Raw genomic sequence first — 15,373 nt, 5'->3', positions numbered from 1 at the left:
TCCTAGATTGTTAGTAAAATTTATTCATTAAAGTTTAATTTCGATATCTACACCTGATGGTAAATCCAGACGCATTAGTGAATCAACTGTTTGTGGAGTTGGGTTCACGATGTCGATTAGACGTTTATGCGTACGCATTTCAAACTGTTCACGAGAATCTTTATATTTATGAACCGCACGTAGGATTGTGTATATAGACTTTTCTGTCGGTAACGGAATCGGTCCAGATACAGCAGCACCAGAACGTTTTGCAGTTTCAACAATTTTCTCAGCTGATTGATCCAAAATTCTATGATCATACGCTTTTAAACGAATACGAATTTTTTGTTTTGCCATTATTTTCCCTCCTTTTCGCCTATTTTAGAATAGACATTCTCCGCAGGAATTTCCCACACACTCGCCATGGCAAAGCGGCCGGGTGTGTCAGCAACCTCCCACATCATCGCAGTCAAAGACCAACATTGTCTATTATACATAAAAACGCCTAGAAAAGCAACAACAATTATTATTTTTCTTTCGTTTTAGTACACTCAGATTATTATACATATACTGACATGATATTTCAAGCCAATGTATAATAGTCAGTCAATTAAAAGCTAATGATATATTGATTTAAACTTATCTTTTAATAGGACTTTTACATAATAACAAAAATCAATTGTAGATTATATAGTAAGATACTGGAAAACCTGTTTCTTCTATATTAATACTTCTAATTATTATAGCTGTTCTCTATGATCTTTAAACATACTTGCAATCATTCTTATTATTAACACCTAAATCATCCTAACTATTATTTAAAAATTGCTATTATAGTTGCTAGTTGATCAAAATGTTCTTATTTTCATCCCCCAACAATAATGCCAATTGCTTTATTTATATAAAAAAAACAAGCTGACGAATCAGCTTGTTTTTTATCATACATTATTATTCAACGATAGTAGCAACGACACCAGCGCCTACTGTACGTCCACCTTCACGAATAGAGAATTTAGTTCCTTCTTCGATAGCGATTGAAGAAATCAATTCAACATCCATTTCGATGTTATCGCCAGGCATAACCATTTCTACGCCTTCAGGTAAGTTACAAATACCAGTTACATCAGTTGTACGGAAGTAGAACTGTGGACGGTAGTTAGTGAAGAATGGAGTATGACGTCCACCTTCTTCTTTTGATAATACGTAAACTTCAGCTTTGAACTTTACGTGTGGAGTAATTGTACCTGGTTTTGCTAATACTTGACCACGTTGGATATCTTCACGAGCAACCCCACGAAGAAGAGCACCAATGTTATCTCCAGCTTCAGCATAATCAAGTAATTTACGGAACATTTCAACACCAGTTACAGTAGTTGATTTTTTCTCTTCAGCTAAACCGATGATGTCTACAACGTCACCAACTTTAACTTGTCCACGCTCAACACGACCAGTTGCAACCGTACCACGACCAGTGATTGAGAATACATCCTCAACTGGCATCATAAATGGTTTGTCAGTGTCACGAGTTGGAGTTGGGATATATTCGTCAACAGCAGCCATTAGCTCAACGATTTTTTCTTCCCAAGAAGCTTCTCCTTCAAGAGCTTTAAGAGCAGAACCTTTAATTACTGGAATATCATCACCAGGGAATTCATATTCTGATAATAGGTCGCGTACTTCCATTTCTACTAATTCTAATAACTCTTCGTCATCAACCATATCACATTTGTTTAAGAATACTACTAAGTGAGGTACACCTACTTGACGAGAAAGAAGGATGTGCTCACGAGTTTGTGGCATTGGACCATCAGTAGCAGATACTACTAGGATTCCACCATCCATTTGAGCAGCACCAGTAATCATGTTTTTAACATAGTCAGCATGTCCTGGGCAGTCAACGTGTGCATAGTGACGAGTTTCAGTTTCATACTCAACGTGTGCAGTTGAGATTGTGATTCCACGCTCACGCTCTTCTGGAGCAGCGTCGATTTGATCATAACCGCGAGCTTCAGCTCCACCTGCTTTTGCAAGTACAGTTGTGATAGCAGCTGTTAAAGTAGTTTTACCATGGTCAACGTGACCAATAGTTCCAATATTTACGTGTGGCTTCGAACGATCGTATTTAGCTTTTGCCATTAGGAAAATCCTCCTTTGATTTGTAAAAAATTAAGTATTTTTATAGAGCTGTGATTATTCATCACAGCTTTATTGCTTACATAGTAGTTATACTTCATTAAAAAGGTAAAATCAACAATTACCCTTTATTTTTTTTGATGATCTCTTCAGAGATTGATTTTGGTACTTCTTCATAATGGTCAAATACCATTGAGAATACTCCACGACCTTGCGTGCTTGAACGTAATGTCGTAGCGTAACCAAACATTTCAGAAAGAGGAACCATTGCACGAACTACTTGTGCGTTACCACGAGCTTCCATACCTTCTACACGTCCACGACGTGAAGTAATGTTACCCATGATATCACCCATGTACTCTTCAGGAATGATAACTTCAACTTTCATAACAGGTTCAAGAATTACAGGATTACATTTAGATGCTGCATTTTTCAATGCCATTGAAGCAGCGATTTTGAACGCCATTTCAGATGAGTCAACATCATGGTATGAACCATCAAACAATTTAGCTTTGATGTCAACCAATGGGTAACCAGCAAGTACTCCTCTTTGCAATGCATCTTCAAGACCAGCTTGAACTGGAGCGATGTATTCACGAGGAACAACCCCACCGACGATAGCATTTTCAAATTCGAATCCTTTACCTTCTTCATTTGGAGCAAATTCGATCCAAACGTGACCATATTGTCCACGACCACCAGATTGACGAGTGAATTTCCCTTCAACTGCTGCAGATGAACGGAATGTTTCACGGTAAGCAACCTGAGGTGCACCAACATTAGCTTCTACCTTGAATTCACGACGCATACGGTCTACAAGAATATCTAAGTGAAGTTCACCCATACCAGCAATGATTACTTGGCCAGTTTCCTGGTTAGTATGTGCACGGAATGTTGGATCTTCTTCTTGTAATTTTTGTAGTGCAGTTGTCATTTTATCTTGGTCAGCTTTTGATTTTGGTTCGATAGACAATTCGATAACTGGCTCTGGGAATTCCATTGATTCTAAGATTACTAAATTCTTTTCATCACATAGAGTATCTCCAGTTGTAGTATCTTTTAAACCAACTGCTGCTGCAATATCACCAGCATATACTTCTGTAATCTCTTGACGGCTATTCGCATGCATTTGAAGGATACGTCCAACACGCTCACGCTTACCTTTTGTAGAGTTTTGTACGTAAGAACCTGAGCTCAACGTACCAGAGTATACACGGAAGAATGTCAGTTTACCAACGAATGGATCTGTCATTACTTTAAATGCAAGTGCAGCAAATGGCTCTTCATCACTTGAATGCTTTTCAACTACTTCATCTGAATCAGGAGCAGTACCTTTGATTGCAGGTACATCTAATGGAGATGGTAAGTATTCAATTACAGCATCAAGCATTTTTTGTACACCTTTGTTTTTGAAAGCCGAACCACAGATTACTGGATAGAATTCAACGTTAACTGTACCTTTACGGATAGCAGCTTTTAACTCATCAGTAGTGATTTCTTCACCACCAAGGTATTTTTCCATTAATTCTTCATCAAGTTCTGCTACTGCTTCAACCAATTTTTCATGGTATTCGTCAGCTAGTTCTTTATATTCTTCAGGAATTTCACGCTCTTGGATATCAGTTCCAAGGTCATTTCCGTAGAATGTTGCTTTCATTTCAACTAAATCAATGATACCTTCGAATTGATCTTCAGCACCGATTGGAAGTTGAATTGCATGAGCGTTTGCTTGTAAACGATCATGTAAAGTTTTTAATGAATAAAGGAAGTCTGCACCAATTTTATCCATTTTGTTTACGAATACTACACGAGGTACACCGTAAGTTGTTGCTTGACGCCAAACTGTTTCTGTTTGCGGCTCAACACCTGATTGAGCATCAAGTACTGCAACAGCACCATCAAGTACACGAAGAGAACGTTCAACTTCTACAGTGAAGTCTACGTGTCCTGGAGTATCGATAATGTTTACACGGTTACCTTTCCATTGTGCAGTTGTTGCTGCTGATGTAATGGTAATTCCACGTTCTTGTTCTTGCTCCATCCAGTCCATTTGAGATGCACCTTCGTGAGTTTCACCAATTTTGTGGATACGACCAGTGTAATAAAGTACACGCTCAGTTGTAGTCGTTTTACCAGCATCAATGTGTGCCATGATACCAATATTACGAGTGTTTTCTAAGGAGAACTCTCTTGCCATTTGGTCTTTCTCCTTTCATAATGAAAGTATTTTTGTAAATAATAATCTTACCAACGATAGTGAGCAAACGCTTTGTTTGCTTCAGCCATTTTATGAGTATCTTCACGTTTCTTCACAGATGCACCAGTATTGTTTGCTGCATCAAGAATTTCGTTAGCTAGTCTCTCTTCCATTGTTTTCTCACCACGAAGACGAGAATAGTTAACTAACCAGCGAAGACCTAAAGTTGTACGTCTTTCAGGACGAACCTCCACTGGAACTTGATAGTTAGAACCACCAACACGGCGTGCTCTTACTTCAAGAACTGGCATGATATTCTTTAATGCTTGATCAAATACTTCGATTGCTTCTTTTCCAGAACGCTCAGCAACGATTTCGAATGCTGAATATAGGATAGCTTGAGCTTTCCCTCTTTTACCATCGATCATCATTTTGTTGATTAAACGAGATACAAGCTTTGAATTGTAAATCGGATCTGGTAACACGTCTCTTTTTGCTACAGGACCTTTACGTGGCATTTGATTTCCTCCTTTCAATTATGCTATAAAATCTAATTTATTATTTTTTAGCTGCTTTTGGCTTTTTAGTACCGTATTTAGAACGACCTTGCATACGGTTGTTAACACCAGCAGTATCAAGCGCACCGCGTACGATATGATAACGTACCCCCGGTAAGTCTTTTACACGTCCTCCACGGATTAGTACAACACTGTGTTCTTGTAGGTTGTGACCAATACCAGGAATGTATGCTGTTACTTCGATACCGTTTGTTAAACGAACACGTGCATATTTACGTAATGCAGAGTTTGGTTTTTTCGGTGTCATTGTACCAACACGAGTACATACCCCACGTTTTTGAGGTGAAGATACGTTTGTTTGTGCTTTTTTGAAACTGTTATAACCTTTGTTTAACGCAGGAGACTTCGACTTTTCTTCAGCAGATTGACGAGGCTTGCGTACTAATTGGTTAATTGTAGGCATTTCTTTTTCCTCCCTTCCTTTTATGTTTGAAGCCCACACATCCAGGTGGTTCATATTAGGGCAAAAACAAAGTTTTCATGGTATATTCCATAAAAACAGTTTTAATTAATTATGGCAACAGTTGCTGCGCCTACTTCTATTCCACATGATTCGCCGAGCTTCTTCATGGATTCAACAAGTATAATGGGTGTTTTCACTTCTTCAGCTACCTCAGATACTTTTCTAATTAACATCGGATCAGCATCTTCTGCAACGATAACTTCAGTAGCAATTCCCTTTTTTAACGCTTTTACTGTTTGCTTTGTTCCTACTACTATCTTACTTGCCTGTAGTACTTTTTCATAAGACATTTTGATATCCTCCAAAGCAACAGGTGAATAGGAGCACCTTTGATATAGTATCATCTATAAAATTAGATGTCAATTAATTTCCCAAAAAACTTTAATAGGAATAAATAGATATGTTCCAAAAAGTCATGGTTTGTGAGAAGTTATCGCTCTTTTCATCCATAACTCCCCACATTGACCACGTGCTTTTTTTCGGAACAAATCAATTTATCATTAATTACTCTACAGTAACCGACTCTTCCGTTAACTCTTCTACAGTAACAGGTTCAGCATGACGGTATCTTGGCATACCTGTTCCAGCCGGAACCAATTTACCAATAATTACATTCTCTTTTAATCCTAGTAATTCATCACGTTTCCCTTTAATCGCAGCATCTGTCAGAACTCTTGTAGTTTCTTGGAATGATGCGGCTGATAGGAATGAATCAGTTTCAAGAGATGCTTTCGTAATACCAAGCAATACTGGTCTACCCGTTGCAGGAAGTTTGCCTTCGCGTAAAGCTTTTGCGTTCGCATCAGTAAATTGGTGAATATCCAATAGTGTACCTGGTAATACATCTGTCTCACCAGCATCCACTACTCTGATTTTACGTAGCATTTGGCGAACCATTACTTCTACGTGTTTATCCCCAATTTCTACCCCTTGCATACGATATACTTTTTGTACTTCGCGAAGTAGATACTCTTGTACTGCTGTAACGTTTTTCACTTTAATTAACTCTTTCGGATCAATAGATCCTTCTGTTAATTCCTGACCTTGTTCTACAACATCATCGATTTTAACTTTCAATCTAGCTGTGTAAGGAGCAGTATATGTTCTAGTTTCTAATTCACCTTGAACAACAATTTCATGTTGACGGTCTCTACCTTCATTGATACCAACAACAACACCAGCCATTTCAGTGATAACCGCTTGCCCTTTTGGATTACGAGCTTCGAATATTTCCTGAATACGAGGTAAACCTTGTGTAATATCGTCTCCAGCAACCCCACCTGTATGGAATGTACGCATTGTTAACTGTGTACCCGGTTCACCGATGGATTGTGCCGCAATAATACCAACAGCTTCCCCTACTTCTACCTCTTGGCCAGTCGCTAGGTTGCGACCATAACATTTTTTACATACTCCGTGACGAGTATTACATGTAAACGCAGAACGGATCCATACTTCTTCAATATTAGCTTCAACAATTTCCACAGCTAAATCTTCTGTAATAAGTCCATTTTCAGGAACAAGAACTTCCTTCGTTTCTGGATGTTTAATGGCCTTTCTTGCATAACGTCCAATTAAACGCTCATCAAGAGATTCAATAATTTCTGTACCCTCTCTAAGAGCAGAAACTAACAATCCTCTATCTGTACCACAATCATCATCACGCACAATAACATCCTGTGCTACGTCTACTAGACGACGAGTTAAGTAACCAGAGTCTGCTGTTTTCAGTGCTGTATCGGCAAGACCTTTACGCGCACCGTGAGTAGAGATAAAGTACTCTAATACTGTTAATCCTTCACGGAAACTTGAGATAATCGGTAACTCGATAATTCTACCAGCCGGGTTGGCCATCAAACCACGCATACCAGCAAGCTGCGTAAAGTTAGATGCGTTACCACGGGCACCTGAGTCACTCATCATAAAGATTGGATTTCGTTTATCCAAGGACTTCATTAGCTTCGCTTGAATTGTATCTTTCGCAGCACTCCAGATAGAAATTACACGATCATAACGCTCTTCCTCTGTAATTAATCCACGTTTAAATTGTTTCATAACATTATCAACTTTACTTTGTGCTTCGTCGATAATTTCTTGTTTTTCACCTAATACAACGATGTCAGCCACACCAACAGTAATACCGGCTTTTGTAGAATGTTTAAATCCTAAATCTTTCATTCTATCCAACATCTTAGAAGTTTCAGTGATCTTGAATCGTTTAAATACTTCAGCGATTATATTCCCTAAAATTTTCTTTTTAAACGGATCAAGAATCGGCAACTCTCTGATAGCAGCAGGAACATCTACACCTGGCTCAACAAAGTATCTTTCAGGAGTTTTTTCTTCTAGATTTGTTTTAGTAGGTTCGTTAATGTATGGGAACGATTTTGGTAAAATTTCATTAAATATTAACTTACCAACTGTTGTTAATAGCAATTGATTATTTTGCTCTTCTGTAAATGTTTCATTATTTAAAGAGCTAGCCCGTACTGCTACACGTGTGTGTAAATGTACATAACCATTTTGGTAAGCTAAGATTGCTTCGCTCGTGTCATTGAAGATCATACCTTCTCCAACCGCACCTTCACGTTCTAATGTTAAGTAATAGTTTCCTAATACCATATCCTGTGAAGGAGTAACAACCGGTTTACCATCTTTAGGGTTCAAGATATTTTGAGCTGCAAGCATAAGTAAACGCGCTTCCGCTTGTGCCTCAGAAGATAAAGGAACGTGAACCGCCATTTGGTCACCGTCAAAGTCAGCGTTGTATGCTGTACATACAAGCGGATGAAGACGAATCGCACGACCTTCTACTAAAGTTGGTTCAAACGCTTGGATTCCCAATCTATGTAGAGTAGGGGCGCGGTTAAGTAATACTGGATGCTCCTTAATTACTTCTTCAAGTACATCCCAAACTTCTGGTTGAAGTCTTTCAATTTTCCTTTTTGCAGACTTAATATTATGAGCAATGCCTTTTTCTACTAACTCTTTCATAACGAAAGGCTTAAACAATTCAATTGCCATTTCTCTAGGCAGACCGCATTGATACATCTTTAAGTTCGGACCAACAACGATAACAGAACGTCCAGAATAGTCAACACGTTTCCCTAGTAAGTTTTGACGGAAACGTCCTTGCTTACCTTTTAGCATATGAGATAGAGATTTAAGTGGTCTGTTACCAGGACCTGTTACCGGACGTCCACGACGGCCGTTATCAATCAATGCGTCAACCGCTTCTTGAAGCATACGCTTTTCGTTTTGCACGATAATGCTTGGTGCTCCTAAGTCTAATAATCTCTTTAAGCGATTATTACGGTTAATAACACGACGATATAAATCATTTAGGTCAGAAGTTGCAAAACGTCCACCATCTAATTGAACCATTGGGCGTAATTCTGGAGGAATTACTGGAAGTACATCAAGAATCATCCAAGAAGGCTCATTACCAGAACCACGGAATGCTTCTAATACTTCTAGTCTTTTAATTGCACGAGTTCTTCTTTGACCTTGTGCAGTTTTCAATTCTTCTTTTAATGCTTCTACATCTTTATTTAAATCAATGTCAGAAAGTAGTTTTTTAATTGATTCAGCTCCCATAGAAGCTTGGAATTTCACGCCGTATTTGTCACGGTATGCTCTATATTCTTTTTCAGAAAGAAGTTGTTTTTTCTCAAGAGCAGTATCGCCTGGATCTGTTACTACGTAAGAAGCAAAATAAATAACTTCTTCCAACGCACGTGGAGACATATCCAGCACAAGCCCCATACGACTAGGGATTCCTTTAAAGTACCAAATATGCGAAACCGGAGCTGCTAATTCGATATGACCCATACGTTCACGACGAACTTTTGCACGAGTAACTTCCACTCCACAGCGATCACAAACTACGCCTTTGTATCTAACACGCTTGTATTTACCACAGTGACATTCCCAGTCTTTTGTAGGACCAAAAATACGCTCACAGAACAAGCCATCCTTTTCCGGTTTTAAAGTACGATAGTTAATTGTTTCTGGCTTTTTGACTTCACCAAATGACCAAGAACGGATTTTGTCTGGTGAAGCTAGACCTATTTTCATATATTCAAAATTATTAACATCCAACAAGGGTCCTACCTCCCTTTCGATCTTCAGGCTTTTGCCTTACTTAAAGCATCTTAAAAACATTTATAATCAAAGACAGGCCGTCACAAAAGGGTCTGACCTCAACGTGAATAATCTATTTATAAAAGATATATAAGGATCTTCTATCTAGATGTCTTCATGGTGGAGTCTGACCCTTTCGTTTTTAGACAGGCCATGTTCATTACCTTATTATTCTTGCATGCCTACCTTTTCTGACTCAGGCTCTTTAGTTTCCGAAACAATTGTTAGAGATTCAGCTTGATGAATGTCATCATCATCGTCTGTGTCTCTCATTTCAATTTCTTCCTCGGTGCTAGATAAGATTTTTACATCTAAACCTAAGCTTTGTAGCTCTTTCATTAATACGCGGAATGATTCAGGTACTCCTGGTTCTGGAACATTCTCTCCTTTAACAATTGCTTCATACGTTTTCACACGACCAACAACGTCATCTGATTTAACGGTAAGAATTTCTTGTAAAGTATAAGCTGCTCCATAAGCTTCAAGCGCCCAAACCTCCATCTCTCCAAAACGCTGACCACCAAATTGAGCTTTTCCTCCTAGTGGTTGTTGCGTTACTAAAGAATATGGTCCAGTTGAACGAGCATGTAGTTTATCATCAACCATGTGAGCAAGTTTGATCATATACATAACACCAACGGATACACGGTTATCAAAAGGTTCACCGGAACGTCCGTCATAAAGTACTGTTTTGGCATCCTGCGCCATTCCAGCTTCTCTAATTGTTTCCCATACGTCTTCTTCACGCGCACCATCAAATACTGGAGATGCAACATGGATGTTAAGACTTCTCGCAGCCATTCCAAGATGCAATTCTAATACCTGACCGATGTTCATACGTGATGGTACACCTAGTGGGTTTAACATGATGTCAACTGGTGTTCCGTCTGGTAAATACGGCATATCTTCTTCTGGTAAAATTCGAGAGATAACCCCTTTATTACCGTGACGACCTGCCATCTTATCGCCTTCATGGATTTTACGTTTTTGAACAATATATACGCGCACTAATTGGTTAACACCTGGTGGTAATTCGTCTCCATCTTCTCTGTTGAAGACTTTAACATCATGAACAATACCGCCGCCACCATGTGGAACACGTAAGCTTGTATCACGAACTTCACGTGCTTTTTCACCAAAGATAGCATGTAATAAACGCTCCTCAGCTGTTAATTCCGTTACTCCTTTAGGTGTAACTTTACCAACTAGCAAGTCGCCATCTTTCACTTCTGCACCGATACGAATAATACCGCGATCATCTAAGTTGCGCAAAGCATCTTCCCCAACATTCGGGATATCACGTGTTATTTCTTCCGGTCCTAGCTTTGTATCACGAGATTCTGATTCATATTCTTCAATATGAATAGAAGTATATACATCATCTTTCACTAAGCGTTCGCTCATGATAATAGCATCCTCGTAGTTGTATCCGTCCCATGTCATAAAGGCAACTAATACGTTACGTCCAAGTGCTAATTCTCCAAGTTCCATTGAAGGTCCATCCGCTAGAACTTCCCCTTTAGTTACTCTATCACCAACAGCAACGATTGGGCGTTGGTTATAGCATGTACCTTGGTTTGAACGAACAAATTTAAGCATTTTATATTTATCAAGATTTCCTTTTACTTCTTGACCATCCACTTCAGAAATACGTCTAACCCAAACTTCACGTGCTTCTACATGTTCAACAATACCAGGGTGCTTACAGATAACAGCTGCACCTGAGTCTTTCCCTGAAACATATTCCATTCCAGTTCCTACTCTTGGAGCTTCCGGCTGCATTAAAGGTACCGCTTGTCGTTGCATGTTCGCTCCCATCAAGGCACGGTTAGAGTCATCGTTTTCTAAGAACGGGATACACGCTGTCGCAGCAGATACAACCTGCTTTGGAGAAACGTCCATATAATCTATACGATCACGATTAACAACAACGTTCTCATCACGGAAACGCGCAACTACATCTTCATCTAAGAAAGAACCGTCATCTCCTAAACGAGAATTCGCTTGGGCAACAACATAGTTATCTTGCTCATCAGCAGTTAAATAATCAATTCGTGATGATACTTTACCTGTTTCAGGATCAACACGGCGATACGGCGTTTCAATAAATCCGAATCGATTTACTTTTGCATAAGAAGATAGGGAGTTAATCAAACCAATGTTTGGTCCCTCAGGTGTTTCAATTGGACACATACGGCCATAGTGAGAATAGTGAACGTCACGAACTTCCATTCCTGCACGTTCTCTTGTTAAACCACCAGGTCCTAATGCAGATAGACGGCGTTTATGCGTCAGCTCTGCTAACGGATTTGTTTGGTCCATAAATTGAGATAGCTGAGAACTTCCGAAAAATTCTTTAATAGATGCAATAACAGGTCTAATATTGATTAATTGTTGTGGAGTAATGGTATTCGTATCTTGAATAGACATTCTTTCACGAACAACACGCTCCATTCTAGATAAACCAATACGGAATTGGTTTTGTAACAGTTCACCTACAGAACGTAGACGTCTGTTACCTAAATGGTCAATATCATCTGTTAAACCTACACCATGTAATAGGTTAAAGAAATAACTAATAGAAGCAATAATATCTGCAGGAGAAATATTTTTCACAGCTTCTTCTACATATGCATTACTAATAACATTAATTTCTTTGTCTCCCTCATCTAGTGGTGAATAAATTTTCACTGATTGAACAGTAACATCATCTTCCAGCACACCACCATAAGGGCTTAGCTTTTTAAATCCGATATTGTTTTCTAGATTTGGAATAATACGATCAAGTGCACGGCGATCTAGAAGTGTTCCTTTTTCAGCAATGATTTCTCCTGTTTCAGGATCCACTAGTGTTTCCGCCAATCGTTGACCAAATAATCTATTTTTAATATGAAGCTTTTTATTAATTTTATAACGACCTACATTCGCAAGATCATATCTTTTTGGATCGAAAAATCTTGATACTAAAAGACTTTTTGCGTTTTCAACAGTAGGTGGTTCACCTGGACGCAGACGTTCATAAATCTCTAATAGCGCTTTGTCTGTTCCTTCTGTGTTGTCTTTTTCTAAAGTATTGCGTAAATATTCATTGTCACCAATTAATTCAAGAATCTCTTGGTCAGAACCAAATCCTAATGCACGCAAAAGAACAGTGACTGGAAGTTTACGTGTACGATCAATACGTACATATACAACATCCTTTGCATCTGTCTCATACTCTAGCCATGCTCCACGGTTAGGGATTACCGTTGCAGTAAATCCTTTTTTCCCGTTTTTATCAAGTTTCCCATTGTAATAAACACTTGGAGAACGTACTAACTGAGAAACAATAACACGTTCCGCACCATTAATAACAAAAGTACCAGTTTCAGTCATAAGCGGGAAATCACCCATGAATACATCTTGGTCTTTTACTTCTCCTGTTTCTTTATTCACAAGACGGACCTTCACACGCAAAGGTGCAGAATATGTAACATCTCGCTCTTTCGATTCTTCCACTGAATACTTTGGATCACCCAAGCTATAATCAATGAAATCAAGTGATAAATTGCCAGTAAAATCTTCAATAGGCGAAATGTCCTGGAACATTTCTCGCAATCCCTCATCTAAAAACCATTGATAGGAAGAGGTTTGGATTTCAATAAGATTTGGTAATTCTAAAACCTCACTAATTCGTGCGTAGCTTCTCCGCTGGCGGTGTCGTCCATACTGAACAAGTTGACCTGTCAACTGATTCACCCCTCAAATCAAACGTTATAGTACATCTATTAACATCCTATAAAAAGGATTTAAAAACCCATTTTTATAAGACAAAAAGAAAAAGGGTTTTCCAATCAAAAAACCACATTTTCATATTTCTAATATTATTCTGTTAGTTTTTCCTTCTTACACCAATTTTATACAATAAGTTGGATAAAATTGCGAGTTTCAGAAAAATATTATATTGGCATTATACAATGCTATCACAACAAAAAGGACTAGTCAATCTTTTTTGCTTGAATTATAAAATACCCTTTTTTCTTTTCTACTATATTTACCTCTTTAAAAAGTTCCTCTAATCTCGCAATAGCAGACGGGGCTCCTTGTTTCTTTTGAATCACAATCCAAAGCTCTCCATTCACAGCTAACCGTTCATAGCTTTGCTCAAAAATATCATGAACGACTTTTTTCCCTGCTCTAATCGGCGGATTAGTTAAAATAGAAGCAAATTTAGTTCCCTTCACACGAAGAAGTCGATCACTTTCATAAATCTGAACATTTTCAATACCATTTTGCTGTGCATTTTCTTTCGCCAATTCAATCGCACGTAAATTAACATCGACCATATGAACCATTCTTTCCGGAGCAGTTTTTGCGACAGAAAGACCTATTGGACCATAGCCACAGCCTACATCTAAAACATCTCCATCTATACTCGGAAGTGTATAGGTTTCTATTAATAGTCTAGAGCCGAAATCTACTTCTCTTTTGGAGAAAACCCCATTATCTGTTTTAAAACGTATTGTATTACCTTTAAGGGTAAATTTCCAGTAATTCGGATCGCTACTCACATTCTGGGTTCGGGAATAATAATGTTCTGTCATATGAACACCTCCTTAGGAGAATTTATATAAGGAAGACTACTTGAGGATTAATCGCTAAGCACTAGCATCGCAATCAATTTAAAAAAAGTGCAGATGACTTTTGAGCTATCACGTACAGTTAACAGGATTTTTCCACAACTTCTCACATAAGATAATCATTCAACACGACCTAATATAACTTACATAAAACCGATGTTTCAAACTCCGTTTCCAACTGGATTGATTGTGACTGGGCGCTTCTTAAGCCTCACACACTTTAGGAAAAAAAAGCCCGCTAATATAGCGAGCTTCTTTTTAACTAACATTACTTAACTTCAACGTTAGCTCCAACTTCTTCAAGTTTAGCTTTGATTTCTTCAGCTTCTTCTTTAGAAGCTCCTTCTTTAACTGCTTTTGGAGTGTTGTCAACAAGTTCTTTTGCTTCTTTAAGACCAAGACCTGTGATTTCACGTACAACCTTGATAACTTTGATTTTTTGATCTCCAGCAGATGCAAGAACTACATCAAACTCAGATTTTTCAGCAGCAGCTTCTCCGCCACCTGCAACTACAGCTACAGGAGCAGCAGCAGTTACTCCGAATTCTTCTTCAATTGCTTTTACTAAATCGTTTAATTCTAAAACAGTCATGTTTTTAACTGCTTCTAAGATTTGTTCTTTAGACATTATATGTTTCCTCCTTGTTTTTTGGGTTTTTATGATACGTTACCGTATAAAATATTAAGCGCCTTGCTCTTCTTTCTGATCTGCAACTGCTTTTGTAGCAAGAGCAAGGTTGCGGATTGGTGCTTGAAGAACGCTGAGTAACATAGAAAGTAAACCTTCGCGTGATGGAAGTTCAGCAAGAGCCTTCACTTCTTCAACTGTTGCTAAGTTTCCTTCGATTACTCCTGCTTTAATTTCTAACGCTTCGTGTTTTTTAGCGAAGTCGTTTAAAATTTTTGCTGGTGCAACAACATCCTCATTACTGAACGCGATTGCGTTTGGACCAGTTAGAGATTCGTTTAAACCTGCTAATTCAACAGATTCAGCAGCACGGCGAGTTAAAGAGTTTTTGTAAACCTTGAACTCAACTCCTGCTTCACGAAGTTGTTTACGAAGTTCAGTTACTTCTGAAACAGTCAAACCACGGTAGTCAACAACAATTGTTGATTTACTTGCTTTGAATTTTTCAGCAATATCAGATACTACTTGTTTCTTTTGTTCGATTACGATGCTCATCTTTACACCTCCTGTAGAATTTCTACATTTATACCGACAAATAAAATCCTCCATATCATTTAGACATGGAGGTGTATA

The 15,373-nt window shown here is 38.4% G+C and carries 12 protein-coding genes and 1 other annotated feature (1 of these 13 only partly in view); of the genes, 1 reads left to right on the top strand and 11 read right to left on the bottom strand.

What is annotated here, in order from left to right; translation table 11 throughout:
- Positions 1–27: 27 nt before the first annotated feature.
- Entirely contained in the window at positions 28–336 is a 309-nt protein-coding gene (gene rpsJ / locus RTL21_RS16920) for a 30S ribosomal protein S10 (RefSeq protein ID WP_009336571.1), read from the bottom strand.
- 66 nt (positions 337–402) lie between these two features.
- Between rpsJ and RTL21_RS16915 the strand changes: the two genes are divergently transcribed.
- Positions 403–525: a hypothetical protein gene (locus RTL21_RS16915; protein ID WP_312097486.1), complete on the top strand. Its 123-nt coding sequence runs from the start codon at positions 403–405 to the stop codon at positions 523–525.
- A 402-nt stretch (positions 526–927) separates the two neighbouring features.
- On the opposite strand, the gene tuf is transcribed toward RTL21_RS16915, so the two are convergent.
- The 10 genes from tuf to rplJ form a co-directional block, all read right to left on the bottom strand.
- Positions 928–2,115 carry an elongation factor Tu gene (gene tuf, locus RTL21_RS16910; RefSeq protein ID WP_312097484.1) on the bottom strand — a complete coding sequence of 396 codons (1,188 nt, stop codon included), beginning with the start codon at positions 2,113–2,115 and terminating at the stop codon, positions 928–930.
- 118 nt (positions 2,116–2,233) lie between these two features.
- Complete coding sequence (fusA, locus tag RTL21_RS16905; RefSeq protein ID WP_312097482.1) at positions 2,234–4,309, bottom strand: elongation factor G; 2,076 nt, start codon at positions 4,307–4,309, stop codon at positions 2,234–2,236.
- Positions 4,310–4,356: 47 nt separating this feature from the next.
- Positions 4,357–4,827, bottom strand: coding sequence for a 30S ribosomal protein S7 (gene rpsG / locus RTL21_RS16900; RefSeq protein ID WP_312097480.1), 471 nt, complete (start codon positions 4,825–4,827; stop codon positions 4,357–4,359).
- A gap of 40 nt (positions 4,828–4,867) precedes the next feature.
- Positions 4,868–5,290, bottom strand: a complete 423-nt coding sequence (gene rpsL, locus RTL21_RS16895; protein ID WP_016204553.1) for a 30S ribosomal protein S12 — start codon at positions 5,288–5,290, stop codon at positions 4,868–4,870.
- A 101-nt stretch (positions 5,291–5,391) separates the two neighbouring features.
- Positions 5,392–5,640 carry a 50S ribosomal protein L7ae-like protein gene (locus RTL21_RS16890; RefSeq protein WP_312097478.1) on the bottom strand — a complete coding sequence of 83 codons (249 nt, stop codon included), beginning with the start codon at positions 5,638–5,640 and terminating at the stop codon, positions 5,392–5,394.
- Between the two features lie 214 nt (positions 5,641–5,854).
- Positions 5,855–9,454, bottom strand: coding sequence for a DNA-directed RNA polymerase subunit beta' (rpoC, locus tag RTL21_RS16885; RefSeq protein ID WP_312097476.1), 3,600 nt, complete (start codon positions 9,452–9,454; stop codon positions 5,855–5,857).
- Positions 9,455–9,661: 207 nt separating this feature from the next.
- On the bottom strand, positions 9,662–13,222 hold the full coding sequence (gene rpoB, locus RTL21_RS16880; RefSeq protein WP_312097474.1) for a DNA-directed RNA polymerase subunit beta: 3,561 nt from the start codon (positions 13,220–13,222) through the stop codon (positions 9,662–9,664).
- Positions 13,223–13,470: 248 nt separating this feature from the next.
- Positions 13,471–14,076 carry a class I SAM-dependent methyltransferase gene (locus tag RTL21_RS16875; protein ID WP_312097473.1) on the bottom strand — a complete coding sequence of 202 codons (606 nt, stop codon included), beginning with the start codon at positions 14,074–14,076 and terminating at the stop codon, positions 13,471–13,473.
- Positions 14,077–14,380: 304 nt separating this feature from the next.
- A complete protein-coding gene (gene rplL / locus RTL21_RS16870) occupies positions 14,381–14,740 on the bottom strand; it encodes a 50S ribosomal protein L7/L12 (protein ID WP_095333626.1) in 360 nt (119 codons plus the stop codon).
- A 54-nt stretch (positions 14,741–14,794) separates the two neighbouring features.
- A complete protein-coding gene (gene rplJ, locus RTL21_RS16865; RefSeq protein WP_312097471.1) occupies positions 14,795–15,295 on the bottom strand; it encodes a 50S ribosomal protein L10 in 501 nt (166 codons plus the stop codon).
- A 32-nt stretch (positions 15,296–15,327) separates the two neighbouring features.
- Positions 15,328–15,373 (bottom strand) — a sequence feature (ribosomal protein L10 leader region) (it continues 105 nt past the right edge of the window).

Source organism: Niallia sp., assembly GCF_031978665.1.
GTDB lineage: Bacteria > Bacillota > Bacilli > Bacillales > Cytobacillaceae > Niallia.
Note: the sequence above shows the minus strand (reverse complement) of the source record. Positions and strands in the feature narration are given on the sequence as shown.